Consider the following 10017-nt stretch of genomic DNA (forward strand, 5'->3'; position numbering starts at 1 on the left):
CCCTCGCTTCTTGTCCGGCAACGGCCTATGTGCGGGCAACAATCTTCCGCACCGCACCACCGCCGGAGCCCGTGTCTCCTTGACCGACTACATCCGAAAGATCCTCACCGCCCGCGTCTACGACGTGGCCATCGAGAGCCCGCTGGATCCGATGCCGCGCATGTCCGCGCGCCTCGGGCGCCCGGTCCTCCTGAAGCGCGAGGACCTGCAGCCGGTGTTCTCGTTCAAGTTGCGCGGGGCCTACAACAAGATGTCGGGCCTCTCCGCGGAGGTGTTGTCGCGGGGCGTCGTCTGCGCCTCGGCCGGCAACCACGCCCAGGGGGTGGCGCTCGCCGCCGCGCGCCTGAACGTGCGCGCCGTCATCGTGATGCCGCGCACCACCCCGGCCATCAAGGTCGATGCCTGCCGGGCACGCGGCGCCGAGGTGATCCTGTTCGGCGACGCCTTCGACGAGGCCCTGGGCCACGCCCGCGAACTGGAGGCGGCCCAGGGCCTGACCTTCCTGCACCCGTTCGACGATCCCGACGTGATCGCCGGCCAGGGCACCATCGGCATGGAGATCCTGACCCAGCATTCCGGGCCCATCGAGGCGATCTTCGTGCCCATCGGCGGCGGCGGCCTGGCGGCCGGCATCGCGACCTTCGTGAAGTACCTGCGGCCCGAGACCAGGGTGATCGGCGTCGAGCCGGACGACGCCGCCTGCATGGCGGCGGCGCTCGCCGCGAACGAGCGCGTCATCCTGCCCACCGTCGGCCTGTTCGCCGACGGCGTCGCCGTGCGCCAGGCCGGCGCGGAGACGTTTCGGCTCTGCCGCGAACACCTCGACGGGGTCATCACCGTCGACACCGACGCCATGTGCGCGGCGGTCAAGGACATCTTCGATGATACCCGCGCCATTTCGGAGCCGTCCGGCGCCCTGGCGCTCGCCGGGGCCAAGGCCTACGCGGCGCGCGAAGGCGGCGGCACCGGGACGCTGGTGGCGATCTCCAGCGGCGCCAACCTCAACTTCGACCGCCTGCGCCACATCGCCGAGCGCGCCGAGCTCGGCGAGCAGCGCGAGGTCCTGCTCGGCGTGACGATCCCCGAACGGCCCGGCGCCTACCGCGCCTTCATCCGGACCCTGGGCCCGCGCGCCATCACCGAGTTCAACTACCGCTACGCGCGGGGTGGCGACGCCCAGATCTTCGTCGGCATCAACCTGCCCGGCGGCGCGCCGGAGAAGCGCGCCCTCATCGCCGAACTGGCGGCGGCCGGCTACCGCGCCCTCGACATGAGCGACAACGAGATGGCCAAGGTCCATATCCGCTACATGGTCGGCGGCCGGGCGACGGGTCTCGCCGACGAGCGCCTCTGCCGCTTCCAGTTCCCCGAGCGCCCGGGCGCCCTGATGAAGTTCCTCGACGGCCTCGGCGACGGGTTCGACATCACCCTGTTCCACTACCGCAACCACGGCGCCGATTACGGCCGGGTCCTGGCCGGCATCGCGGTGCCGCCCGCCGAGCGCGCCCGCTTCGACGCCGCCATCGACGCACTGGGCTATCCCTGCATCGACGAGACCGACAACCCGGCCTACCGGATGTTCCTCGACGACGGGACGGCGGCGACGCACGCTTGAGCGATCGGTCGCCCGCGGCCGGGTTCTCCGCGTGCGGCCGCTTGGGTCCGAAAACGCGAATTGTGCATCAGAAGCAAAACTTACGGTTGTTTACTGAGGCAACACTAGCAATAGGATCAGGATTCAGACCTATTATAGGGACTTGTCTGGACTTGATCGGACGATGGTCCTGCGTGCAGGCGCCTTAATAAGAGATTCTTAGAGTTCTTTCGGCAGAGGAAAGGCCCCTTCTCGTGGTGCCGCCGAATGTCCGCTTTCGCCAGTCTCAAGGTCCGCCTCCCCGCCATCACGGTCGGCCTCGCCCTCGTCAGCGCCACGGCCATGGGGGGCCTGAGCTGGCACTTCGCCCGGTCCGGCCTCGTCGAGGGCGCCCAGAACCGGCTGGAACTGGCGGCGGACGCCCGCAAGATCGGCATCGAACTCGTGGCGGAGCGGGCCGCCGGCGATCTCGCCACCACGGCGGCCAACCCGCAGGTCGGCGGCAACTTCGCGGACCTCGTCGAAGCCCTCGATCCGGCCAAGGCCGACTTCGCCCAGATCGTCCAGGCCTACACGTCTTCGGCCAGACCGGAGGATCGCCTCACCGCCGAGGCGACGGGCACCATGTACGGGCGCCGTCACGGCAAGGTGCAGGAGGTGGCGCGCAAGCTCGTCGAGCGGCGCGGCTACGCCGACCTCATCTTCGTCTCCGAGGACGGGCGCCTCGTCTACACCACCACGAAAGGCGCGGATTTCGCCCACGCCCTGTCCGAGCGCGCGTTCGCCGAAACCGGCCTCGCCCGCCTGGTCCAGCGCCTGAGGGCGGGCGAGGCGGACGCGACCCTGTTCGAGGATTTCGCGCCCTACCCGGCCGAGGCCGGTCCCTCCGCCTTCCTCGGGCGGTCCATCGCGCGCCGCGCCAACGTCGCCATGGGAACCGGCCAGGCGGCCGAGCGCGTCGGCTTCGTGGTGATGCGCGTCACGCCCGCCCTGTTCGACCGGACCCTGTCCGATCGCGGCGGCCTCGGCGACACCGGTCAGGTCGTGGCGGTCGGCGCCGACGGGCGCCTGCGCAGCAATGCCCCCCTGGGTGGCGGTGCGACCGCCGGAACCGAGGCCGCGGGGTTCGGCCTGACGCCGGCCCTCCTCGGCACCGGCCACGCCTTCGGCTACGCGGCCGCCGACGGCGAGCGCATGGCGGCGACGGCCAAGGTCTCGGTCATGGGCGCGCCGTGGACCCTGGTCGCCACGCAATCCGACGACGAGATCCTCGGTGCCGTGGCGACCCTCACCCGCGCCCTCGCCCTTGCGGCCCTCGGCGTCCTCGCGGCCACGGCGCTCCTCGGCCTGCTGTTCGCGCGCTCCATCGTCCGTCCCCTCGGCGCCCTCACCCGGGCGCTGGACGCCCTCGCCCGCCGCGAGACCCTGGCCGACGTGCCGGGCGCCGGCCGCACCGACGAGATCGGCGGCATCGCCCGCGCCGTCGTCACCATCCGGGACATCTCCCTCGAGGACGCGGCCCGGCAGCTCGAGACGAATGCGGCCGCGCGGATGCGCGAGGAATCCGATCGGCGCGCCCTGCTCGCCGACCTCGCCGACGGCTTCGAGCGCTCGGTCGGCCGCATCGTCGAGACGGTCTCGCAGGCGGCCTCCGGCCTCAACCACGCCTCGGACAGCATGATCAGCGCCGTGGCCGGGACCGCGCGGCGCTCCGGCACCGTGGCGGCGACGGCGCACGAGACCGCCGGGAACGTCGACGCCGTCGCGGCGGCGGCGGAGGAACTCGGCGCGACGGTGGAGGAGATCGGCCGTCAGGTCGAACAGGCCGCCGACATGTCGCGCAATGCCGTGGACGAGGCGAGCCGCACTGCCGAGACCATGCGCCGGCTCTCGGCCGCCGCCGCCCGCATCGGCGACGTCGTCGGGATCGTCTCGCAGATCGCCGGCCAGACCAACCTGCTGGCGCTCAACGCCACCATCGAGGCGGCCCGGGCCGGCGAAGCCGGACGCGGCTTCGCCGTGGTCGCGGCCGAGGTCAAGAGCCTGGCCGAGCAGACCGCGCGCGCGACCACGGAGATCGGCCAGCAGGTGGAGGCGATCCAGGCCGCCACCGGGGAGGCCGCCGGCGCGATCCAGGGCATCGTCAGCCGCATCGAGGGCATGAGCCAGGTCACCGGCAGCATCGCGGCGGCCGTCGAGGAGCAGGGCGTCACCACCCAGGAGATCGTCCGCAACATGGGCCAGGCCTCGGCCGGCACCGGGGCGATGACGCAGGACATCGCGGCGGTGGCCCGATCCGCCGACGAAGCCGGGACCTCCGCCGGACAGGTCCAGCAGGCCTCCGCCGACCTCGCACGCCAGTCCGAGAGCCTGCGGGCGGAAGTCGACGGGTTCCTCGCCACCGTGCGGGCCGCCTGAGCCGGCTTCCCACCGATCGGACGATCCCGGTCTGCTCCGACGCTCGGGATCGCCCGAGCGTCGGACGTTTACTGAGTCGTCTCAGAAGCTCACCGCCCGGACCCGGCGCACCTGCGGGATCGCGTCGATCTGCTTCACTACCGCCTCCGAGACTGGCGCATCCACCGCGCAGAAGCAGATGGCGCTGCCGCCCTCTTCCTCGCGGCCGAGGTTGAACGTCGCGACGTTCACCCCGGCGTCGCCCAGGATGCTGCCGAGCCGCCCGATGAAGCCCGGCTTGTCGTGGTTGCGCACGTAGAGCATGTGGCGCGCGAACGCCGCGTCGATGGCGATGGAGCGGATCTCGATGACGCGGGGCTTGCCGTCGTGGAACACAGTGCCGGCGGCGTCGCGCGGCATGTCCTCGGCGTCGACGGTGATGCGGATCACCGATTCGAAGTCCGTGGCCGCGCCCTCGCGCTTGATCTCGTCGACGACGATGCCGCGCTCCCGCGCCAGTGCCGGCGCCGACACCATGTTGATGTCCTGGAGGAACGGCCGCAGCACCCCGGTGATGGCCGCCGAGGTCAGGGCGCGGGTGTTCATGGCGGCCACCGCCCCCTCGTAGGTGATGCGGATGCCCTTGATCGGCGCTTCCGTGAGCTGGCCGAGGAACGAGCCGAGCTTTTCCGCCAAGGCGACGAAGGGTTTCAGGCGCGGCGCCTCGTCGGCGGAGATGGACGGGAAGTTGATGGCGTTGGTGATGGCGCCCTGGAGCAGGTAGTCGGACATCTGCTCGGCCACCTGAAGGGCGACGTTCTCCTGCGCCTCGTTGGTGGAGGCGCCGAGATGCGGCGTGCAGATGACGTTCGGGTGCCCGAACAGCGGGTTCTCCCTGGCCGGCTCGGTGACGAACACGTCCAGCGCCGCCCCCGCGACGTGGCCGGAATCGAGGGCGGCGCGCAGGGCGACCTCGTCGACGAGGCCGCCGCGGGCGCAGTTGATGATCCGCACCCCGCGCCTGGTCTTCGCCAGCGCCTCGGCCGACAGGATGTTGCGGGTCTTGTCCGTCATCGGCACGTGCAGGGTGATGATGTCGGCCCGCGCCAGCAGGGCGTCGAGTTCGACCTTCTCGACGCCGAGTTCGACGGCGCGCTCCGGCGACAGGTAGGGGTCGTAGGCCACGACCTTGAGCTTGAGGCCGATGGCCCGGTCGGCCACGATGGCGCCGATGTTGCCGCAGCCGATGACGCCGAGCGTCTTGGCCGTCAGCTCGACGCCCATGAAGCGGTTCTTCTCCCACTTGCCGGCCTGGGTCGAGGCATCGGCCTGGGGCAGCTGGCGGGCCAGCGCGAACATCAGCGCGATGGCGTGCTCGGCGGTGGTGATGGAATTGCCGAACGGCGTGTTCATCACGATGATGCCCCGCGCGGTGGCGGCCGCCACGTCGACGTTGTCGACGCCGATGCCGGCCCGGCCGATGACCTTGAGGCGGCCCGCCTCGGCGATGACCTTGCTGGTGACCTTGGAGGCCGAGCGGATGGCGAGGCCGTCGTAATGGCCGATGATGGCCGCGAACGCCTCCTTGTCCTTGCCGAGGTCGGGGATGAAATCGACGTCGATGCCGCGATCGCGAAAGATCTGCACGGCGGCGTCGGAGAGGGCGTCGGAAATAAGCACCTTGGGAGCAGCCATGACGGCCTCCGGGATTTTGGGGAAAAGGGGATTTTTCGGGTGACGCGCAGGGTACCTCACCCCCTCCCTGCGAATGACCGCCTGCACACGGGGCGCGGGACGCACGGGTTCCCCCTCCTGGAAGGAGAGGGAGCCCGTTGCGCCTTACGCCGACACATCCGTCGGTGGGAGGGCTGCCTTATGGGGGAAGGAAGCGCGCCGCAGTCCTACGCGGCCTGCGCGAGCTTCGCCTTCTCGGCGGCGAACGCCCAGTCGAGCCACGGCATCAGGGCTTCGAGGTCCGAGGCCTCCACCGTGCCGCCGCACCAGATGCGCAGGCCCGCGGGGGCGTCGCGGTAGGCGCCGATGTCGTAGGCGATGCCCTCGCGGTCGAGGGTGTCGGCCATGCCCTTGGCCACGGCCTCCACGGCCTTGTCGCCCTTGGCCAGCACGTCCGGATCGGTGATGACGAGGCACACGCCGGTGTTGGTGTAGGTGGCGGAATCCGCGGCGAGATGGCCGATCCAGGGCGTGCGGGCCACCCAGTCGTGGACCACCTTCGCGTTGGCGTCGGCCCGCGCGTGGAGCGCGTCGAGGCCGCCGATGCCCTGGGCCCATTTCAGGGTGTCGAGGTAATCCTCCACCGCCAGCATGGACGGCGTGTTGATGGTGTCGCCCTTGAAGATGCCCTCGATGAGCTTGCCGTCCTTGGCCATGCGGAAGACCTTCGGCACCGGCCAGGCGGGCGTGTTGCCCTCGATGCGCGCGACGGCGCGGGGCGAGAGCACGATCATGCCGTGCGCGGCCTCGCCGCCCATGACCTTCTGCCAGGAGAAGGTCACGACATCGAGCTTGTCCCAGGCCAGCGGCATGGCGAAGGCGGCCGAGGTGGCGTCGCAGATGGTGACGCCCTCGCGGTCGGCGGCGATCCAGTCGCCGTTCGGCACCCGCACGCCGGCGGCGGTACCGTTCCAAGTGAAGATGACGTCGTTGTGCCGGGTATCGACGGCCGCGAGGTCCGGCAGGATGCCGTATGCGCCGACATGGACCTTCGGCGCGATCTTGAGTTCCTTCAGGGCGTCCGTGACCCATTCGAGGCCGAACGCCTCCCAGGCCACGACCTCCACGGTCTTCGGCCCGAGCATCGACCACATGGCCATCTCGACGGCGCCGGTGTCGGAGGCCGGCACGATGCCGATGCGGTAATCGGCCGGGACCTGCAGCACCGCGCGGGTGAGGTCGATGGCTTCCTTGAGCTTGGCCTTGCCGAGGGCGGAGCGGTGCGAGCGCCCGAGGGCGGCGCCTTCGAGGGCCTGGAGGCTCCAGCCGGGGCGCTTGGTGCAGGGACCGGACGAGAAATTCGGCACGCGGGGGCGCGTGGTGGGTCGGCTCATGATGGTCATCCTTCCAGATGAAAGCTCCTCGTTGGGGAGGAGTGGCCCGCCCGGAGCGATGCACCGCGACCCACCCGAAGGCAAGTTTCTTTTTGTGAAGATTAGTCGGCGTTCGACGAATGCCGTTTGAGGCAGCCTACAGGCGGCGCGTCCACTGCATCACGACTTGTGGATCAGGACTCGGGCGCATCCAGCAGGTCCGGCCGGCGGGCGCGGGTGAGGCGCAGGGATTCCTCCGCCCGCCACCTGGCGATGGCCCCGTGGTTGCCGCCGGTGAGCACGTCCGGGATGGTGCGCCCCTCCCAGTCCCGCGGCCGGGTGTAGTGCGGGTATTCGAGGCGGCCGCCCTCGAAGCTTTCCTCGACGCCCGACGCCGCCTTGCCCATGACGCCGGGCAGCAGGCGCACGCAGGCGTCGAGCAGGGTGAGCGCCGCGATCTCGCCGCCCGACAGCACGTAGTCGCCGATGGAGACCTCCTCCAGGCCGCGGCCTTCGATGACGCGCTCGTCGACGCCCTCGAACCGGCCGCAGACGACGATGACGCCCGGCCCCTCGGTCAGGGCGCGCACGCGGGCCTGGGTCAGGGGTTTTCCGCGCGGGCTCATGAGCAGGCGCGGGCGCGGGTCGTCGGCCGGGGCCGCCGCGTCGAGGGCCGCCGCGAGCACGTCGCAGCGCAGGACCATGCCGGCGCCGCCCCCGGCCGGGCTGTCGTCGACGGCCCGGTGGCGGCCCAGCCCATGCTCGCGGATCTGGCGGGCCTCTAATGCCCAGGTGCCCCGCACCAGGGCCTCGCCCGAGAGGGAGTGGCCGAGGGGCCCGGGAAACATCTCCGGGTAGAGGGTGAGGATCGTGGCGTGCCAAGCCATGCTCGTCGGAGTCATGCTGTTGGAAGTCATGCTTATCGAAGTCATGCTGCTCCATGACGCGGGCCGGGCCGGCGGGTCAACGCGCCATGGCCCGGCACTTCCGCGGGGCGGCGGCGGTTATCCCGCCATGATGCGCCTCGTCCCCTTCGCCGTCGCCCTTTTCACCCTGCCGGCCCTCGCCGCCGAGCCCCTCGGGCCGCCGGGCGCCCCGGCCGCCGCCTTCCCCAAGCCCGACCGGCCGGTGGCGGAGATCATCGCCCCGCTCTGGGCGCTGGAGGGCCAGCGCGACCGCGTCGACGAGGTCGGGCAGGTCGCCCGCCTGATGGGGATCGCGCCGGGCCAGACCGTGGCGGATATCGGCGCGGGGAGCGGCTACTACAGCGTGCGGCTGGCCGAGCGCGTCGGCCCGCAGGGCCGTATCCTCGCCGAGGACGTGACCCCGTCCTACCTCGCCGACCTCGAGCGCCGGGTGGCGAACCTCCCCAACGTCACGGTGGTGCGGGGCGAGCCGCACGATCCCCGGCTCCCCCCGGCCTCCGTCGATGCCGCCGTCCTCGTCCACATGTACCACGAGATCACCCAGCCGTTCGGCCTGCTCCACAACCTCGCGGCGGCGATGAAGTCCGGCGGCCGGGTCGGCATCGTCGACGCCGACGCGATCCCGTCGCGGCACGGCACGCCGCCGGCCCTGCTCCGCTGCGAGCTCGCCGCCATGGGCTACCGCGAGACCGGGTTCTCGGTCCTCGATGGCGGGGTCGGCTACCTCGCGATCTTCGAGGCCCCCGCCGTCGCGGCCCGGCCGGAACCGGCGGCGATCCGGACCTGCCCGGACACGGCGACGCGGGCCGCCCCGACCCGCCGCTGACGGGCTTCACCCTTCGGTAGTGGCCGGCGCCCTACGGTTCCGTCGGACCTGTTCGACGGGAGACGCAGCGTGATCCTCGGCCTGTGGCTCGACCTTCCGGTCTGGCTGATCTTCACCACCCTCGCCGGCGTGTTCGCCGCCGCCACGGGGCTGTTCGTGCTCCTGAGCAACCTGCCCTGGACGCGACCCGCCGTGCTGTTCGTCGGCACCGGTGTGATCCCGGCCTACTTCACGGCGATCTCGGTGCTGCTCGCCCTGCTGACGGGGTTCGTCGCCAACGACGCCTGGGAGCGCCAGCGTCAGGCGGCGCGGGTGGTGCAGAACGAGCGCTCGAACCTGCTCGCCGTCCACGACCTCAGCCTCGCCACCGTGTCGGACATGCGCGAGATCCGCACCGCCCTCGTGGCCTACGCCGACGCCCTGATCACCGACGAATGGCCGAAGATGACGGACGGGCTGTCGTCCCTGGAGGCGGGCGCGGCCCTGGGGCGTCTCATGGCGGTGGCGGCCGACCCGAAGCACGACGTCGCCGGACAATCCGCCCACGCCCTGCTGCTCGACGCGGTGATGAACCTGCGCACGGCCCGGGGCGAGCGCCTCGCCCTCAGCGATGCCCAGGGCGACCAGTCGAAATGGCTGACCCTGATGGTGCTCGCCGGGCTGACCCTCGTTTCCATCGGCCTCGTCCACCTCGAACGCCCCATGGCGCAGGTGACGACCCTGACGCTGTTCTCCGTCGCCATGGTGACGACCCTCGGGGTCATCGCGCTCCACGAGCGCCCCTTCGACGGCCCCATGGCCATGAGCCCGACACCCATCGAGCGGGCGAAGGCGGTGATGCTGGAGGGGCGCGGGTAGCTGTCGGCGAGGCTGCTGCCTGTTTGACCCCGGATTTGGTGGAGCGGGTCGGACCCGGCTTCGCGCGACGGACGTGCTCGAACGCGGCCGCGCCGTTCGCCCGGGACGGGGCTCAACCGAGCGCGTCGTGTCAGCCGATGCATTCGATGAACGCGTCGTTGGCCATCATCGACACCCGGTCCCGCCCGCCCGCCTTGGCCGCATAGAGGGCCACGTCGGCCCGCCGCATCACGCCGTCCATCCCGTCCCGGCCCGACCATGTCGCGACCCCGATACTGACCGTCAGGCCCACGCGTTCCTCCCCCGGCGTGGGCACCCGCAACGCCGCGCAACGCCGCCGGACGTTGTGCGCCACCACCGCGGCCGCCC

At 71.4% G+C, this 10017-nt stretch carries 8 protein-coding genes; 4 read left to right on the top strand and 4 right to left on the bottom strand.

The window, feature by feature from the left end:
* Window positions 1-10: 10 nt before the first annotated feature.
* A complete protein-coding gene (ilvA, locus tag FV218_RS07965) occupies window positions 11-1615 on the top strand; it encodes a threonine ammonia-lyase, biosynthetic (RefSeq protein WP_281407807.1) in 1605 nt (534 codons plus the stop codon).
* A gap of 246 nt (window positions 1616-1861) precedes the next feature.
* Window positions 1862-4012, top strand: a complete 2151-nt coding sequence (locus FV218_RS07970; protein ID WP_147709328.1) for a methyl-accepting chemotaxis protein — start codon at window positions 1862-1864, stop codon at window positions 4010-4012.
* An 81-nt stretch (window positions 4013-4093) separates the two neighbouring features.
* On the opposite strand, the gene serA is transcribed toward FV218_RS07970, so the two are convergent.
* The 3 genes from serA to trmD all read right to left on the bottom strand — a co-directional run bounded on the left by serA (window position 4094) and on the right by trmD (window position 7940).
* Window positions 4094-5686, bottom strand: coding sequence for a phosphoglycerate dehydrogenase (serA, locus tag FV218_RS07975; protein ID WP_147709329.1), 1593 nt, complete (start codon window positions 5684-5686; stop codon window positions 4094-4096).
* A gap of 206 nt (window positions 5687-5892) precedes the next feature.
* Window positions 5893-7059, bottom strand: a complete 1167-nt coding sequence (locus FV218_RS07980; RefSeq protein WP_147709330.1) for a phosphoserine transaminase — start codon at window positions 7057-7059, stop codon at window positions 5893-5895.
* Between the two features lie 173 nt (window positions 7060-7232).
* Window positions 7233-7940 (bottom strand): tRNA (guanosine(37)-N1)-methyltransferase TrmD, encoded by a 708-nt coding sequence (trmD, locus tag FV218_RS07985; RefSeq protein ID WP_246685030.1) that lies wholly within the window; start codon window positions 7938-7940, stop codon window positions 7233-7235.
* A gap of 112 nt (window positions 7941-8052) precedes the next feature.
* Between trmD and FV218_RS07990 the strand changes: the two genes are divergently transcribed.
* On the top strand, window positions 8053-8790 hold the full coding sequence (locus tag FV218_RS07990) for a methyltransferase domain-containing protein (RefSeq protein ID WP_147709332.1): 738 nt from the start codon (window positions 8053-8055) through the stop codon (window positions 8788-8790).
* A 69-nt stretch (window positions 8791-8859) separates the two neighbouring features.
* Window positions 8860-9648 (top strand): DUF4239 domain-containing protein, encoded by a 789-nt coding sequence (locus FV218_RS07995; RefSeq protein WP_147709333.1) that lies wholly within the window; start codon window positions 8860-8862, stop codon window positions 9646-9648.
* 130 nt (window positions 9649-9778) lie between these two features.
* Here FV218_RS07995 and FV218_RS08000 read toward each other — a convergent pair.
* On the bottom strand, window positions 9779-10017 hold a 239-nt coding region (locus FV218_RS08000; protein WP_147709334.1), incomplete at its 5' end, for a diguanylate cyclase.

Origin of the sequence: Methylobacterium sp. WL69 (assembly GCF_008039485.1) — a bacterium.
Taxonomy (GTDB): Bacteria; Pseudomonadota; Alphaproteobacteria; order Rhizobiales; family Beijerinckiaceae; genus Methylobacterium.